The 16,087-nt window shown below is 70.6% G+C and carries 14 protein-coding genes and 1 pseudogene; 6 read left to right on the top strand and 9 right to left on the bottom strand.

Annotated elements, in window-relative coordinates; translation table 11 throughout:
• The first annotated feature begins 12 nt into the window (after positions 1 to 12).
• On the top strand, positions 13 to 390 hold the full coding sequence (locus tag BM290_RS37510) for an ArsR/SmtB family transcription factor (protein ID WP_014440216.1): 378 nt from the start codon (positions 13 to 15) through the stop codon (positions 388 to 390).
• Positions 391 to 506: 116 nt separating this feature from the next.
• A complete protein-coding gene (locus BM290_RS37505) occupies positions 507 to 1,181 on the top strand; it encodes a class II aldolase/adducin family protein (RefSeq protein WP_093620713.1) in 675 nt (224 codons plus the stop codon).
• Between the two features lie 43 nt (positions 1,182 to 1,224).
• Here BM290_RS37505 and BM290_RS37500 read toward each other — a convergent pair whose 3' ends face one another.
• The 4 genes from BM290_RS37500 to BM290_RS48765 all read right to left on the bottom strand — a co-directional run bounded on the left by BM290_RS37500 (position 1,225) and on the right by BM290_RS48765 (position 6,397).
• Positions 1,225 to 2,286 carry a DedA family protein gene (locus BM290_RS37500; protein WP_093620712.1) on the bottom strand — a complete coding sequence of 354 codons (1,062 nt, stop codon included), beginning with the start codon at positions 2,284 to 2,286 and terminating at the stop codon, positions 1,225 to 1,227.
• A 75-nt stretch (positions 2,287 to 2,361) separates the two neighbouring features.
• Complete coding sequence (locus BM290_RS37495; protein WP_093620711.1) at positions 2,362 to 4,857, bottom strand: polynucleotide kinase-phosphatase; 2,496 nt, start codon at positions 4,855 to 4,857, stop codon at positions 2,362 to 2,364.
• Positions 4,854 to 6,203, bottom strand: a complete 1,350-nt coding sequence (locus BM290_RS37490; RefSeq protein WP_093620710.1) for a 3' terminal RNA ribose 2'-O-methyltransferase Hen1 — start codon at positions 6,201 to 6,203, stop codon at positions 4,854 to 4,856. Before BM290_RS37490 ends, BM290_RS37495 begins: the two co-directional genes overlap by 4 nt.
• A 41-nt stretch (positions 6,204 to 6,244) precedes the next feature.
• Positions 6,245 to 6,397: a hypothetical protein gene (locus tag BM290_RS48765; protein ID WP_177320059.1), complete on the bottom strand. Its 153-nt coding sequence runs from the start codon at positions 6,395 to 6,397 to the stop codon at positions 6,245 to 6,247.
• Between the two features lie 198 nt (positions 6,398 to 6,595).
• On the opposite strand from BM290_RS48765, the gene fbaA reads away from it, so the two are divergent.
• Together fbaA and BM290_RS37480 are read left to right on the top strand one after the other, a co-directional pair.
• Positions 6,596 to 7,621 (top strand): class II fructose-bisphosphate aldolase, encoded by a 1,026-nt coding sequence (gene fbaA / locus BM290_RS37485; RefSeq protein WP_093620709.1) that lies wholly within the window; start codon positions 6,596 to 6,598, stop codon positions 7,619 to 7,621.
• A 114-nt stretch (positions 7,622 to 7,735) separates the two neighbouring features.
• Entirely contained in the window at positions 7,736 to 8,257 is a 522-nt protein-coding gene (locus BM290_RS37480) for a hypothetical protein (protein ID WP_239143893.1), read from the top strand.
• A 3-nt stretch (positions 8,258 to 8,260) separates the two neighbouring features.
• Here BM290_RS37480 and BM290_RS37475 read toward each other — a convergent pair whose 3' ends face one another.
• Complete coding sequence (locus BM290_RS37475; RefSeq protein WP_093620708.1) at positions 8,261 to 8,599, bottom strand: hypothetical protein; 339 nt, start codon at positions 8,597 to 8,599, stop codon at positions 8,261 to 8,263.
• Positions 8,600 to 8,638: 39 nt separating this feature from the next.
• Positions 8,639 to 9,826, bottom strand: coding sequence for a hypothetical protein (locus BM290_RS37470; RefSeq protein ID WP_093620707.1), 1,188 nt, complete (start codon positions 9,824 to 9,826; stop codon positions 8,639 to 8,641).
• 55 nt (positions 9,827 to 9,881) lie between these two features.
• Between BM290_RS37470 and BM290_RS37465 the strand changes: the two genes are divergently transcribed.
• Complete coding sequence (locus BM290_RS37465; protein ID WP_093620706.1) at positions 9,882 to 10,871, top strand: ADP-ribosylglycohydrolase family protein; 990 nt, start codon at positions 9,882 to 9,884, stop codon at positions 10,869 to 10,871.
• 85 nt (positions 10,872 to 10,956) lie between these two features.
• A complete protein-coding gene (locus BM290_RS37460; RefSeq protein ID WP_093620705.1) occupies positions 10,957 to 11,379 on the top strand; it encodes a DUF3151 domain-containing protein in 423 nt (140 codons plus the stop codon).
• A gap of 61 nt (positions 11,380 to 11,440) precedes the next feature.
• Here BM290_RS37460 and BM290_RS51155 read toward each other — a convergent pair.
• From BM290_RS51155 to BM290_RS37445, 3 genes and pseudogenes are all read right to left on the bottom strand, one after another.
• Positions 11,441 to 12,718 (bottom strand): annotated as a pseudogene (locus BM290_RS51155) (MinD/ParA family ATP-binding protein); the annotation flags it as partial.
• A gap of 1,060 nt (positions 12,719 to 13,778) precedes the next feature.
• A complete protein-coding gene (locus tag BM290_RS37450; protein ID WP_093620704.1) occupies positions 13,779 to 14,735 on the bottom strand; it encodes a diacylglycerol kinase family protein in 957 nt (318 codons plus the stop codon).
• The gene (locus BM290_RS37445) at positions 14,735 to 16,027 is read right to left on the bottom strand and encodes an adenylosuccinate synthase (RefSeq protein ID WP_093620703.1); all 1,293 of its coding nucleotides are present in this window, start codon (positions 16,025 to 16,027) and stop codon (positions 14,735 to 14,737) included. Before BM290_RS37445 ends, BM290_RS37450 begins: the two co-directional genes overlap by 1 nt.
• Between the last annotated feature and the right edge of the window lie 60 nt (positions 16,028 to 16,087).

Below are 16,087 nucleotides of genomic sequence, written 5' to 3'. Positions count from 1 at the left end.
GTTGGTGGAAGGATGGAGATCGTGGGAACTGCGTTGGCGGAAATGACCATGCCTCAGATCTCGCCGCTTGCCGGCGAGCCTATTGAACGCGCTGACGCTGAGCGCCTGGCGGGAGTGCTCAAGGCGCTCGCCGACCCGGCTCGGCTACGGCTGTTGAGCCTCATTCAGTCCGCTACGGACGGCGAGGCGTGCGTCTGCGACCTGACGGCTCCTCTGGGCCTCTCGCAGCCGACCGTGAGTCACCACCTGCGGATCCTGACCGAGGCGGGTCTGCTGGAGCGGGAGAAGCGGGGTGTTTGGGCGTACTACCGGCTGGTGCCGACGGCCATCGCCACCATCGCCGACCTGCTGACTCCGCCGCGGAAGCGGGCCACCAAGAAGGCCCGCTGAAGTCGTAATCACGACTTCGGGAACGCGGTAATGCCTGGCGTCATTGACTATGGGGGCGTGACGCCAGGCGGAGGACCCCGGCCCACGGACGGGCCGGCGGACCTGAGGAGGAACGGGTGAACTACGTCCCCGGTGACCTGCGTGACCAGCTCGCGCACGTGGGTTACGACGTGGTGCAGGCGGGCCTCGTGTGTGGATCGGGCGGCAATCTGTCCGCCCGCATTCCCGACGAGGACGCCATCTGGGTGACAGCGAGTGGCACGTGGCTGGAACGGCTCAGCCGCAAGGACTTCACCGCGGTGCGCATCTCCGACGGGGCCCCCGCCACCGTCGGCGCCGCCCCGCCGTCACGGACCGAGCCGACCAGCGAGTTGGCTCTGCATCTGGCGCTCTACCGGGCCAGGCCGGATGTCAACGCCGTGGTGCACCTGCACCCGCAGACGGCCCTGCTGCTGGACGCGCTCGGCGAGCACATCCGGATCGTGACCACCGATCACGCGTACTACCTGCGGCGGGTCTCGACAGTGCCGTTCCGGTTGCCGGGCGGCACCGAGCTGGCCGCACTGACCGCCGCGATGGCCGCCGACGGCACCGACTGCCTGGTGCTCAGCCAGCACGGGTGCGTGGTGATGGGCGACTCCGTGGAGCTCGCGCACAAGCGGGCCCGCAACCTGGAGGAGGCCGCGTCGCTCACCTACCGGGCGCTGACGGCCGGCCGGTTGGAGAATCTGCGGGAGTGCCCGGAGGAGTTCCTCGACCGGCTCTCCGGAAACAGCGCCGTCTCGGTGTGACGAAGCCACGAAAAAGGCCGGCCCGATGGGCCGGCCTTTTCGCTCAGTAGTTCCGCGGCGGGTAGTCCTGCGGAGGCTGCGGCGGGTACTGCTGCTGCGGCGGGTAGCTCTGCGGGGTCGGGTGGTGCCCCTGCTGCGGATAGGCCGGCTGCTGCGGATCCTGGTACTGCGGGGGCTGCTGACCGTACCCCTGCTGACCGTACCCCTGCTGGCCGTATCCCTGCTGGCCATACCCCTGCTGACCGTAGTCCGGCTGGCCGTATCCCTGCTGGCCGTACTGCGGGGGCTGCTGACCGTACCCCTGCTGCTGGTCTTGGTCGTTGTCGAAGTGCTCGTGGAACTCCTCGCGGGCGGCGTCGGCCAGACCCGCGACGCTGGCCGCGGCCACCACACCGATCGCGGCGGCCGGGTCCGGGTTGTGCAGGCCCTTCTTCTTGGCCTTCCGCTCGCGGAGGATCTCGATCAGGATCGGGAGCACCGAGATCAGCACGATCAGCACGACCACCGGCAGGATGTAGCGGTCGATCTTGTCGCCGATGGCGTTGTAGATCTGTTCCGCCAGCAGGTAGCCGATCAGGATGATGCCGTCGGTCCAGAGGATCGCGCCGACGATGTTCCACAGGAGGAACTGCCTCGCGGGCATGCCGAGGGTGCCGGCGACCGGGTTGAGGAAGGTCCGCACGATCGGGATGAACCGGGCCAGCACCACCGCCTTGGCCGGCCCGAACTTCTCGAAGTAGTACTCGGCCTTCTCGACATACTCCTTCTTGAAGAGCCGCGAGTCGGGCTTGTCGAACATCCGCCGCCCATACTTCGCACCGAGCCAGTGGCCCAGCTGCGCGCCGATGATGGCGCAGATGGGCGCGCCGATCAGCAACGCGACGATGGACAGCTGAGCGCCCTCGCCGAAGATCGAGTTGGCGACCTCGGAGGCGGCCACACCCGCCAGGAACAGCAGGGAGTCACCGGGGAAGAAGAAGCCGACCAGCAGGCCGGTCTCCGCGAAGAGGATGGCCAGCACACCCGGGAGCCCGAAGGCGCCGAGCAGGTCCTTCGGGTCCAGCGGGTTCAGGGCGAGCTGCTCCGCGAGCACATGGATGTCCACGAGGAGCCAGGGTACCGGCCTGGCCAAGGCCGGTACCTGTATGAATGCTGTGCACTCCAAGAAGTAACCCAGCGGTCACAGTCGGGGGTCGACCGGCTCCGACTCGGCGGCCAGGATCGCGAAGACCAGCTCGTGCACCCGCCAGGCCGGGGCGCCCTCGGCCAGCCGGTCCAGCGCCGCCAGCCCGAGCCCGTGCTCACGCAGCGCCAGCGAGCGCTTCCGGCCGAGGTTGCGCTGCCGCAGGCGGTCCAGCTGCTCCGGACGGGTGTATTCCGGGCCGTAGATGATCCGCAGGTATTCACGGCCACGGCACTTCACACCCGGCTGCACGAGACGGCCCTTCCCGTCGACCGCCGCGAGCCCGGCCCATGGCTTCACCACCATGCCCTCACCACCCGCCCCGGTCAGGGTCAGCCACCACTCGGTCGCGGCCGCCTCCGACGCCGGATCGGCCAGGTCCACGACCATCCGGCGGGTCGGCGTGAAGATCTCCGGGTCGGCTGCGACCAGCCGATCGGCCAGCGCGAGATGCCAGTCGTGATCCTTCTTGGCGTACGAGACACCCGCGCCGGCCAGGAACACGAACGGGGCGAGCGTGACTCCCGCGAGGCCGTCCGTCGGCTTCACGTACGACCGGTAGGCCGCCGAGTAGCCGTCGATCTCGGCCGCCCGCAGCTCCAGCCGGTCTCGCAACGTGCCCACGTCGAGACCGCGCCCGGCCACCCGCTCCAGCACCGACAGCGCCGCCGGCAGGGCGGACCGGCCGGCCGCACCGACCCCGGCGTAGTGGTCCCGGATCAGGCTGCCCGCCTTGGCCGACCACGGCAGCAACTCGGCGTCGAGGAGCAGCCAGTCGGTCTCCAGTTCGGCGAGGATCGGCGTGACAGCGGCACGAACCCGCGCGAGCAGCGGCTCGTCCAGCTCGGGACCGAAGAACGGCCGGCCGGTACGGGTCCAGATCGCGTCCCCGGCGCCGGACGTGGAGACACGCACCACGGCCCGCGAGCCCATGTGCTTTTCCTCACACACGACCCGGTCCACCCCGGCCGACCGCAGATCGGCGAAGGCGGACGACGGGTGCTCCAGGTAACCCTCCACGGTCGAGCTGGTGCACGGGGCCATCGTCGGCGGGAGCCAGACCAGGGTCTCCGGGTCGACCGAGAACCGGCCCATCACCTCCAGCGCGGCGGCGGCGTTCTCGGCGGGCACGGTCGTCTGGCCGTACCCGTAATCGATGTGCCGTCGTCCGATGACGTCCGCGATGTCGAGACCCTGCTCGGGCTTCGCCGCGACCGCGGCGAACGGCCGCACCGGCGCGTAGTACTCCTTCGCCGCCGGCACCGCGACGATCTCCCGGGACGGCCAGCGCAGCGCGGTCAGCGCGCCACCGAAAACGCAGCCGGTGTCCAGGCAGATGGTGTTGTTGATCCACTCCGGCTGCGGGGTGGGCACGTGCCCGTAGACCACGGCCGCCGAACCGCGGTAGTCGCGCGCCCACGGGTAGCGGACCGGCAGACCGTACTCGTCGGTCTCGCCGGTGGTCTCGCCGTAGAGCGCGAAGCTGCGCACCCGGCCGGAGGCCCGCCCGTGGTACGCCTCCTTCAGCCCGGCGTGCGCCACCACGAGCTTGCCGTCGTCGAGCACGTAGTGGCTGACCAGGCCGTCGATGAAGGTCCGCACCTCGGCGACGAACGCCGGATCCTCCGCCTCCAGCTGCTCCAGCGTCTCCGGCAGGCCGTGGGTGAGCTGCACGTTGCGCCCGTTGAGCTTGCGGGCCAGCTTCTGCTCGTGGTTGCCCGGCACACAGATCGCGTTGCCGGCCGCCACCATGCCCATGACCAGGCGCAGCACACCCGGCGAGTCCGGCCCCCGGTCGACCAGGTCACCGACGAAGACGGCCTTGCGCCCCTCGGGGTGCACGGCGTCCACCGGCCGGTCCCGCTCGTCGCGGATCAGCGCCCAGCCGAGCTTGGTCAGCAGCGCCTCCAGCTCGGCACGGCAGCCGTGGATGTCACCGACGATGTCGAACGGCCCGTGCTCGTCCTTCCGGTCGTTGAAGAGCTTCTCGTAGCGGATCTCGGCCGCCGCGATCTCGTCGACCCCGCGCAGCACATGGATCTTGCGGAAGCCCTCCTTGGCCAGCTGGTTGAGGGAGCGCCGCAGGTCACGGTGCATCCGGGTGAGGACCTGGCGGCCGAACGTACGGTCCTCGCGCGCCTCGGTCCGCTCCCACGCCACCGACTCCGGCACGTCCAGCACGATCGCCACCGGCAGCACGTCGTGCTCACGCGCCACCTTGACCAGGCCGGCACGGGCGTGCGACTGCAGGTTGGTGGCGTCGACCACGGTGAGCCGGCCGGCCGCGAGCCGCTTGCCGGCCACGTAGTGCAGCACGTCGAAGGCGTCACCGGACGCGGACTGGTCGTTCTCGTCGTCGGCGACCAGACCCCGGAAGTAGTCCGAGGAGAGCACCTGGGTGGGCTTGAACCGGGCGCGGGCGAAGGTCGACTTGCCGGAGCCGGAGATGCCGACCAGGGCCACCAGCGACAGCTCGGGAACGTCGAGGATCATGCGGACACCTCCTGGGTACGGAAGAGAGCGAGCTGGGTCGGAGCGCCGGTGACCTCGTCGTGCTCACCGACACCACGGATGGTCACCGTGTAGCCGTATTCGTCCGCCGTCCTGGACGCCCACCCGGCGAACTCGGCGCGCGTCCACTCGAAGCGGTGATCCGAATGCCGCATCCCGGTCAGGCCCTCGTAGTGCACGTTGTATTCGACGTTCGGCGTGGTCACGATCACGGCACGAGGCTTGGCGTGCCCGAAGACGGCCGACTCCAGCGCCGGCAGCCGCGGCAGGTCGACGTGTTCGATGACCTCCATCAGCACCGCCGCGTCGAAGCCGCGCAGCCGGTCGTCACGGTAGGTGAGCGCGGTCTGGATCAGCCGGACCCGGTCACCCAGCCGTTCGATCTTGAGCTTGCGGGCGGCCTGGTCCAGCGAGCGGGTGGCCACGTCGGCGCCGACGATCTCGGTGAACGCCCGGTTCTTGACCAGGGCCGCGAGCAGGGCGCCCCCGCCGCAGCCCAGGTCCAGCACCCGGGCCGCGCCCACCTCGGTCAGTGCGGCCACGACCGCGTCCCGGCGCTGCTCGGCCAGCGGCGCCCGGCGGGCCACCGGCAGCTCGGCCTCCTCCTCGGTGACCGGCTGGTCCGCCTCCAGCAGCTGCAGAGCCGTGGTGGCCAGAGACCTGCGGTGCGCCAGGTAGCGGCGGGCGATCAGCACCTTCTCCGGGTGCGCGGCCAGCCAGCCCTCCCCGGAGCGCAGCAGCTTCTCGATCTCGTCCGGGGCGACCCAGTAGTGCTTGCCGTCGTCCAGGACCGGGAGCAGCACGTACAGGTGGTTGAGGGCGTCGGCGAGCCGTACCTCACCGGTCAGAGTCAGGTCGACGTAGCGGCTGTCACCGCCGATCTCCGGCTCGAACGGGATCGGCGTGGCCGTCACCGACCAACCGAGCGGCGCGAAGAGGCGGGTCACCAGATCCGGCGTGCCCCGCAGCACCGGCACCCGGATCTCCAGCGGGATCGCGGACCCGGCGAGCTCGGGACGGTCCTTGGAGACACCGCGCAGCGCGGTCCGGAAGACCTTGGCCAGAGCGCTCGACAACAGGCTGGAGGCGGCGTACGGCCGGTCGTTCACATACTGGCTCAACTCGAAGGCGTCCCGATGCGCCCTCAGCAGCTGCGGATCGACGTCCAGCAGCAGGGCGGCGGTGCAGCGGTCGTCGTCCGCCTCGGGGTAGAGGACGTACGCCGTACCGGTGGGCACGCCGAAGGAGTGCACCTTGCCGGGGTGCTTGACCAGCAGGTAGCCCAGATCGGTGGCGGGCCGGTGGGTGGTCGTCAGAGTGAGCAGCACCCGTCGATCGTGACAGCGGGTGCGTTACCAGGCGATCGAATTCAGCGGTAGTCGTCGTCGAACTCGACGATCCGGTCCTGTTCGCGGTCCGGCTGGTCGTTCTCGTCGTCCTGCCAGCCGGGGATGATCGCTGCCTGCTCGGCGGCGTCGACCTCGGGCGTCTCCACGTCGATCTCTTCCATCGGGTACGTCATCCTCGGCTCCCTCCCGCACGCGCCATCCAGACCTCCATAGTGCGACGTAATCCGGACCCATGCTGCACAAACGGGCATGCTTGGGTTCTGATTTCGAGGCGGTTTCCACTACGCACCGCAACTGCGGAATACTTCCTGCTGGAGGACAGCGCGGTCCTGCCCTCTGCTGCCCGTGAAAAAGAGCAAGGAGCGCACCCGATGCCTATCGCTTCTCCCGAGGTCTACGCCGAGATGATCGATCGCGCCAAGGCCGGCGCGTTCGCCTACCCGGCGATCAACGTGACGTCCTCGCAGACCCTCAACGCGGCCCTTCAGGGCTTCGCCGAGGCCGGCAGCGACGGCATCATCCAGATCTCCACCGGTGGCGCCGAGTATGTCTCGGGCCCCACCATCAAGGACAAGGTCGTCGGCGCTGTCGCGCTGGCCGAGTTCGCCCACCACGTCGCCAAGCAGTATCCGGTGAACATCGCGCTGCACACCGACCACTGCCCGAAGAACCACCTCGACGGCTTCGTCCGCCCGCTGATCGACATCTCGGCGGAGCGCGTGGCCAAGGGCCAGGCCCCGCTGTTCCAGTCGCACATGTGGGACGGTTCGGCCGTGCCGCTCGACGAGAACCTCCAGATCGCCGAGGAGCTGCTGGCCAAGACCGCGGCCGCCAAGATCATCCTGGAGATCGAGGTCGGCGTCGTCGGTGGCGAGGAGGACGGCGTCTCCGCCGCGATCGACGACAAGCTCTACTCCACCGTCGAGGACGGCCTGGCCACCGCCGCCGCCCTGGGCCTGGGTGAGAAGGGCCGCTACCTGACCGCCCTCACCTTCGGCAACGTGCACGGCGTCTACAAGCCGGGCAACGTCAAGCTCCGCCCGGAGATCCTCAAGGAGATCCAGGACGCGATCGGCGCGAAGTACGGCAAGGAGAAGCCGCTCGACCTGGTCTTCCACGGCGGCTCCGGCTCGCTGCTGTCGGAGATCCACGGCGCTCTGGACTACGGCGTGGTGAAGATGAACATCGACACCGACACGCAGTACGCGTTCTCCCGCCCGGTCGCCGACCACTTCTTCCGCAACTACGACGGCGTGCTGAAGGTGGACGGCGAGGTCGGCAACAAGAAGGCCTACGACCCGCGCGCCTGGGGCAAGCTCGCCGAGAACGGCCTCGCCAAGCGGGTCGTCGAGGCCGCCGAGCACCTCCGCTCGACCGGTACCTCTCTCGGCAAGTAAGAAGCACCCGATTCAGCGGTGACGGCCGGTCCCCTTCGTGGGGACCGGCCGTTCTCGTGTTGCGGCACTACACAGAGGAATGGGTACCATCGACCGATCAAGATCGGTTGGACGGTGATCGTGCTCGGAATCGAGGGCTGGAAACCCGAGTGGCATCACGACGCCGAGGCCCTCGCCGCGACCCATCGACACATGTTCGTGCGGCTCATCGGCAAGAAACTTCGATCAAGCTGGCTGATGTGGGATGTCGCTGAGCGTGGATGGTTCGCTGACGGTCCGGTGATCCTCGACTTCGGACTGAGTCGTGTGGAGATCACTCACCGTAAATTCGACGAGTGCGCGATCACCTGGGACCAGATCGACACGACGCTCCCGGTCGACCTCTACGAGCATTTCGACTGGCGACCCGACCCGCACGCCGCGCTGCGCAAAGCCCGGGGCCGGCCGCTCCGGGCGGTCAACGTCCTCGAGCGGACCACCCCCGCCGACTGGCGGCCCCGGGTGCTGCACGCCGTCGAGTTCCTCTTCGACGGCGCGCGACTCGCGATCTACAACGCCATGGACGAGAACGGCATCACCGACGTCCCCGAGGGTGAGCTGCCGGCGGCACACTGGCGCCGGGTGCACGTGGCGTAGGCGTCAGTAGCTGCCGCCGCCACCGCTGTCACCGCCGGAGAACGAGCTGCCGCTGTCGCCACCCCACGACGACCCGCCGCTGTCACCGCCACCCCACCAGCTGCCACCGCTGTCGGAGGAGGACGACGACGAGTCCGGGGAACTCGACGAGTCCCAGGTGCCGCTGCTCCCGTCGGAGTGGTGGTAGTAGTGCGACGACCCGCTGCGGGAGCGCCTCTTGCCAGACCGGCCCTCGTGGTACGCGGCCTTGGTGTTGTGCCTGATCAGCTTCACGACGAACACCACGGCGAACAGCGCGATCACGAGGCCCAGGATCACCGGGACGAACAACAAGGCTTCCATGGCAGCAGTGTGCGGTAGCCGCGCCACTACCCGGAGCCACTATCCCGAGAGAGCGTCCACGGCCTCGTCCAGGGAGTCGGTCACCACGATGAGGCCGGACAGGTCCCCGTGCGGCGAACGGGCCAGCAGCGGCCCCAGCAGATCCGCCACCGGCAGCCGCGACCAGTGCTCCACACCGAGGAACACGTACGCCCCGGACGGCCCGTCGGTCGCATAGAACGTCTTCGTGGCGGCCTGGAAGATCTCCTGCACCGTGCCGGCCCAGCCGGGCGCGAACACGATCCCGCCACGCGCCAGCCGCAGGATCGAGTCCTCCCGTACCGCGTTGGAGAAGTACTTCCCGATCTGCCCGGCGAACAGATTGGCCGGCTCGTGGCCGTACAACCAGGTGGGCAATGCCAGACCGCCGTGCCGCAGCCGCCCGGCCACGTCGAGCGGCGGCAGCGGATGCGCGGCCCGTACCGACAGCGCGGCCGCCGTATACGGCTCGTGATCCATGAAGTGCGGCGCCACCGCCAGCCGGTCGATCGCCGTGGCGAGCTCGGCCTCATCGAACGACGCGAAGTAGGCGCCCAGGTTCGCCGCCTCCATCACCCCGGGGCCGCCGCCGGTCACGATCAGCCGGTCCGCGGCGGCCAGGCGACGGGTCAGGGCCGCCACCATGCGGTACGGCTCCGAGCCCCGTGCCGCCGCATGCCCGCCCATGATCCCGATCGCCCCGCCGGGCCCCTGCACGGCCGCCCACTCGTTGAGCGCCTTGCCGAGCGCGTTGTCGATCCCCGCGTCGTGCAGCCGCTGGGCCAGTGCCTCACGGATGTCCGGAACCGCCCCGCCATGTGCCACGAAGTGCTCGTAGACGACGGTGTCGAACATGCCGGCGAAGCCGTGCTCGGTGAACCCGGCGGACAGGTCCTCGGGGGTGTAGAGCAGCGCCGGATGCGTCGGGTACGGCCGGCCGTCGAACGGCGGGACCACGTGCGCCCCACGCAGGATCAGGTCGGACTCCACCTCGGGACCGGCCAGGTGACAGCCCACGAACATGGTGTCGCGCACATCCACCCCGGTCAGGTCGGGCGGGTCGCGGTCCAGTCGCAGGCCCAGGACGCAGAGGCCGGCCAGGGTGTTCTTGGCCAGATGCACGTCCAGCTCGGCTCGGGTCTCGATCTCGTCGGCGGTCGCGTCGAACGGCGCGTCCCCGCCGAGCACTGGTTGCAGGGGGTCGGGCATGCGTCCATCTTGCTCGACCCGAGCGAGTCGTTGACGTACTACCTAGAGTTGGCCCATGCGCGCTGCGACCGGTTCACTGTTGGGTCTGGCCTACGGCGACTCGCTCGGGAAACCGACCGAGTTCCAGGAGTACGCGACGATCGTGGCCCGCTACGGCCCCGGCGGACCCCGGCAGTTGGTCGGCGAACCCGCCCTGGTGACCGACGACACCCAGATGGCGCTCGCGGTCGGTGAAGCGCTGCGCGAGGCCACGTCGATCACCCCCGGGTCTCTCGAGCCGGTGCTGCGCCGGCGCTTCCTGGAGTGGGCGGCCAGCCCGGAGAACGATCGGGCGCCCGGCATGACGTGTCTGCGGGCCATCGGCAACCTCGCCGACGGCCGGCCCTGGGCGCGGGCCACCCAGGCCGACTCGAAAGGGTGCGGGGCCAACATGCGGGTCACCCCGGTGGGGCTGATGCCGGGGCTCACCGACGACCAGCGCGCCGGGGCGGCACAGTTCCAGGCGGCACTGACACACGGGCATCCGACCGGACTGGCGGCCAGCGAGCTCACCGCGTACGCCGTCTTCTGGCTCCGGGGCGGCCTCGCGCCGTCCGGCCTGCTCGCGGCGCTGCGCGAACGCTGCGCCGAGCAGCGCAAGGTCTACCGCGGCGACTGGCTCGGCGAGTTGTGGCACCGGCCCGCGGTGACCTCACCGGAGGAGTTCATCGCGCGGGGCTGGGACGAGTGCGCGGCCGCCCTGGACCGGGTGGCCGAGGCGCTGGCCGGCGGCGACCACACCGGTGATCCGTGCCTGCGCACCGGCGCGGGCTGGATCGCCGAGGAGGCGCTGGCCACCGCGCTCTACGTCTACCTGGTCTCGCCGGACGAGCCGGTCGCGGTCCTCGGCCGGGGCGCGGCCTCCTCCGGCGACTCCGACTCGATCGCCTGCCTGGCGGGCGCGTTCGCCGGCGCGGCCCTGGGCCTGGCGGCCTGGCCCGCCGACTGGCAGACCCAGATCGAGTATGCCGACCGCCTGTTCCGCCTGGGCCGAGCCTGGGACTGACCGGTGAGAGCCACACCGGAAACCCGGATGGACCGGAATGTGGTGGCGACGGAATGAAAGGAGTCCGGACGGGTTGAATGGGGGCATGCAGAACCTCCTTCCCGAGCCGCCGGCCACCCGACTGCCCGCCGACGCCGAGGCCGACAAAGCCCTGGCCGAGGCCGCCACGACCGGCACCGAGCAGGCCTTCAAGGCGGTCGCCGCCAGGTTCCCCGCCTACAGCGCCGCCTGGGCGCCGCTGGCCGCCGCCGCTCTGGCCGCCGACGAGCCGGTCACCGCATATGCGTACGCCCGCACCGGATACCACCGCGGCCTCGACGCGCTGCGCCGCAACGGCTGGAAGGGCCACGGCCCGGTCCCGTGGGCGCACGAGCCGAACCAGGGTTTCCTTCGCTGCCTGCATGCCCTGTCGCAGGCCGCCGCCGAGATCGGTGAGGCCGACGAGGCGGCCCGCTGTGCCCAGTTCCTCCGTGACAGCGACCCGGCCGCCGCGGACGCCCTGACGTAACCCGGCCCGGCCGACGGTCTGCCCGCCGCCACATCAGGGGGTGGCGGGCAGACCGCGCAGGTCAGAGACCGTCGGCGACCGCTGCGGCGATCTTGAGCCAGGCGTCCTTGGTGTTCGCCGAGAGTTCGCCGTAACGGATCGGCTCACCCGAGTCGATCAGCCGCTCGTAGGGGGCGACCAGCACCGCCCTGGTCCGGGCCGCGAAGTGCTGCTGGATCCACTGCAGGTCGATGTCCTTGCGGGTGGGCGGCATCGTGACAATGGTCACCGCCTGGCGAACGAGCCGCCGCCGGCCGCTCTGCTCCAGATGGTCGAGGGCCCGCGCCGCCGTCTCCGCCGAGTCGTTACGGGCCGACATCGTGATCACCAGCTGGTCGGTGGCGTCCATCGCGGCCTGCCAGTTCTCCGCGCGGACGTTGTTGCCGGTGTCCACAAAGATCAACTTGTAGAACCGGCTCACCACGTCGCGGATCTCCGCGAACGAGGCCGCGGTCAGCATCTCACCGGCGGTCGCCGACTCGTCCGAAGCGAGCACGTCGAACATGCCCTCGCCCTGTGCCCGCACATACTGCGACAGGTCACCGACCCGGCCCTGTGCGCCCTGGAAGAGATGCAGATCACGCATCATGTCGCGGACCGTCCGCGCGTGGAAGTCCTGCTGGGCACGCATGCCCAGAGTGCCCTGGGTCTCGTTGTTGTCCCAGGCCAGCACGTACCCGCCGCGCTTCTGCCCGAACGTCATCGCCAGCAGCAGCACCGCGACCGTCTTGCCGGCGCCGCCCTTCGGGTTGACCACGGTCACCTGCCGCAGCCCGCCGAAGTTGCGCCGCACCATCTCGACGTCCTGCTTGTACTCCAGCTCACGCTGCCCGGGAGCCAGCTTGACCAGCCCGAACATGCCCTTCTGCAGCATCGCCCGCGCCCCCATCGTGGCGCTCTGCTGAGCCGGCCGGGCAAGCCGCCGCCGCGCGAACTCCTCGGCGGTCGGCGTCCCGTCCACCATCCAGTTCAACTCCTGGAACGGATCCGCCTCACCCGCGGGCGACTGCCGTTCCTGCGGCGGGTTCGGCAGCCCGGGTTGCGGTTGGTGGGGCGCCTGCGAGGAGGGCGGCGGGGTGTGTGCGGTCGGCGACGCGGGAGGCGCGGGCGGCCAGGCTGTCCCGGCGCCTTGCCCGCCAACCGCGTGCGCAGATGGTGCGGGCGCGGCGTTCGGGGGTGCGGCGTTCGAGGGCGCGGCGTGCGGGGGCGTGGCGTGCGGGGGCGTGGCGTTTGCGGTGGGCAATGTCGCATTGGCGCCTCGGCCACCGTCGGCCGGCGCGGCGTGAGCTGTGGGCGGCGTCACCGGCGCGGCATGCGGTGGCTGCGGGGTGGGCTGCGCCTTTGGGGGTACGGCCGTCGTGTGCCCGGTCGACCAGGCACCGCCGGACGGCTGGGGGGAGACGGGACGGGTGACCGGCTGCTGACCGCCGGGCCGCCCGTCACCTGCCTGTGCAGAAGCGTCCTGCCGATCCCGGTCCACCGGCTGCACCGCAGCCCGCGGGTCCCGCCCGGCCGCCTGTGCAGTAGCCCTCGGGTCCGGGCCACCCGAAGGCGGGAAGGGGGTCGGCTGGTCCTGACCCCCCGAAGGCGGGAAGGGGGTCGGCTGGTCCTGACCCCCCGAAGGCGGTAAAGGGGTCGGCTGGTCCGGCCCACTCGGAGGTGAGAATGGTGCCCGCTGGTCCGCGCCGGTCGGAGGCGGGAACGCGGTCGGCTGGTCCTGGCCGCCCGGCGGTGGGACCGGTGTCCGCTGATCCTGGCTGTTCGGTGACGGAAAGGCGGGCTGCGTCTCGTCCGGCCGCGGCGGTGTCGGTGACGGGCCGCCCAACGCCGGAAACGCCGCCTGCCGATCGACCGGATGCGGGCTCACCTGCGGTGACGTGACCTGACCCGGCCGGTGCAGCGGCTGCGCCCATGGTGAATCGGCGGCGGTGTGCCCCTCCGGCGGCGCGAACGGCCCCAACGGCCGCTCCGGCTGCTGCTTCCGCTCGGACTGCGGAGGCGCGGCAGGCGCAACCGGCACGGCAGGCGCGCCAGCCGGGGGCGGCACGGCAGGCGCGCCGGCCGGGGGCCGTGAGGAAGGCACGTGCACGCCGGGTGGCAGCGGTGGCCCGTCGGCGGGCCGGAACACGCCCGGCTCGACCTGGACCATCCCGACCGGTGGCAGACGATCGGCCACGGGCACGGCACGGCCGTGCACCGGGGTCTCGGGCTCGTCGGCCCAGAACGGCTCCACGTCCCGGGCCGGCGGCGTCGCGTCGGCTCCCGGGACGTAGACACGGTCGGCGTTCTCGTCCGCCACGGATGAGACCTCCGGTATCACGAAATCTTGGCTCGGCTGCCAGTCCAGAGTTGCACGGACCTCAGCCCGCGTACACCGCCCAAGCGCCCGCTTCGGTCCACCAGGAACGCTTGCGACTGGTCGACCCGGCCACTCCGTCGTCGAGGAACTGCAGGTCACCCTCGCGGGGGAGGACGGACACCGCGCGTCCGCGGACCCGGCGCACCTCCACCCGTACCCTCGTGCCCTTGAACAGCTTCTTGACGACAACCGGGACCGCGACGGCCACCTCGACCCGGCCGTCGGTCGGATCGCCGTCGGCGAGCAGCCGGAGGCCGTCGAACTCGGCGTAGCCGGCGCCGTTGCCGATCACACAGGCGAGCACCGGCTCGGCGCCGTCGGTGAGCACCGCGTCGTCGACCTCGACCCGGCCGCGCCACGGCACCGCCCGCCCGTTGTCGTCGGCCCCACCGAGCAGCGCCCCGTCCAGGGTGACCGAGCCGCCGTCGTTGCGGAGTAGGTCGAGCCGCCGGACTGTGCCGTTCATCACGGCCGCCGCGACGGCTGCCGGTGTCCGGGGAAGGCCGAGCTGAGCCGCCAGGTCCTCGGTGTTGCCCGGGTCGAGCGGCAGGATCGCGACCGGCGGCAGGTCCGGAACGGTCCGGCCGGCGAGCAGGTCGTCGGGCCGCTTGCTGGGCGGCGGAGCATACCGCCGGACCAGCCGGCGCATCACCGCTCGCAGCTGGCTGTCGGTCGCCGACGCGACCACGAGGCGCACCTTGGAATCGGCGTCGGGCCAGGTCAGGCCGTCGGGCCGGGCCGGGCCGTCGAACCGGGCGAGGACCGCGTCGATCTCCTGATCGGAGCCGGCCTGCACGGTCTCCACCCGTGCCCCGGCCTCGCGGAGGGCGTCCGCACAGGCCAGGACGGGGGTACGCGGAGTGGCGCAGACCGCGTTGCAGCCACCGCAACCGGAGTCGCCGGAACCACAGGAATCGCCCGAGCCCTCGGCCAGGCTCAGGAGAACGACGTCGTACATCAGACTCCGCCGAGCACCGAGTGCCGCTCGATGACCGCCTCGCGGCCCGGGCCGACGCCGACGATCGAGATGCGGGCGCCGATCCGGGCCTCGACGAACTCGACGAAGTCCTGTGCCTCCTGGGGCAGGTCCTCGAACTTGCGGCAGCCGGAGATGTCCTGTTTCCAGCCGGGCAGCGTCTCGAAGATCGGCTGCGCGTGGTGGAAGTCGGTCTGGTTGACCGGCATCTCGTCGTGCCGGACGCCGTTCACCTCATACGCCACACAGACCGGGATCTCGTCCAGCCCGTCGTAGTTGTCGAGCTTGGTCATGGCGAAGTCGGTGACGCCGTTGATCCGCTGCGCATACCGGCCGATCACCAGGTCGAGCCAGCCGATCCGGCGCGGGCGGCCGGTGGTGGTGCCGTACTCGTGGCCGACCTCACGCAGGTAGTCACCGAACTTGTCGTGCAGCTCGGTCGGGAACGGGCCCTCGCCGACGCGGGTGGTGAACGCCTTGAGCACCGCGACCACCCGGTCGATCCGGGTCGGTGGGATGCCGGAGCCGGTGCAGGCGCCGCCCGCCGTCGCGTTCGAGCTGGTCACGAACGGGTAGGTGCCGTGGTCGACGTCGAGCAGCGTCGCCTGGCCGGCCTCGCAGAGCACGACCTTGCCGTCGTCGATCGCGTTCGACAGCTCCAGGGCGGTGTCCGCCACGTACGGCCGCAGGCGCTCGACATACGACAACAGCTCCTGGACGACGTCGTCGACCTTCGCCCCGGTCCGGTTGTAGATCTTCGACAGCACCTGGTTCTTGAAGCCCAGGGCGGCCGTGACCTTCTGCCGGAGGATCGACTCGTCGAAGAGGTCCTGCACCCGGATGCCGACCCGGTTCATCTTGTCGGCGTAGGTCGGGCCGATGCCGCGGCCGGTCGTGCCGATCCGGCGGGAGCCGAGGAACCGCTCGGTGACCTTGTCGAGCGTGCGGTTGTAGGAGGCGATGACGTGCGCGTTGGCGCTGATGCGCAGCCGGGAGGTGTCGATGCCCCGGGCCTCGAGCCCGTCGATCTCCTGGAACAGCACGTTGAGGTCGACGACGACGCCGTTGCCGATCACCGGTACGACCCCCGGGGAGAGGATCCCGCTGGGGAGGAGGTGGAGCGCGTACTTCTCGCCGTCGATGACGACGGTGTGGCCCGCGTTGTTGCCACCGTTGAACTTGACCACGTAGTCGAGCCGGTCACCCAGCAGATCCGTGGCCTTACCCTTGCCCTCGTCGCCCCATTGGGCGCCGACCAACACGATCACCGGCACTTTTAGATATGCCTTTCCCCAAGGTCGTACCTGGAGGAGTCCGGGTACTGCGAAAGTTTA

Origin of the sequence: Actinoplanes philippinensis (assembly GCF_900113015.1) — a bacterium.
In the GTDB taxonomy this organism is placed as follows: domain Bacteria; phylum Actinomycetota; class Actinomycetes; order Mycobacteriales; family Micromonosporaceae; genus Actinoplanes; species Actinoplanes philippinensis.
The sequence above is the reverse complement of the archived record's forward strand: the minus strand, read 5'-3'. Positions and strand labels throughout refer to the sequence as shown.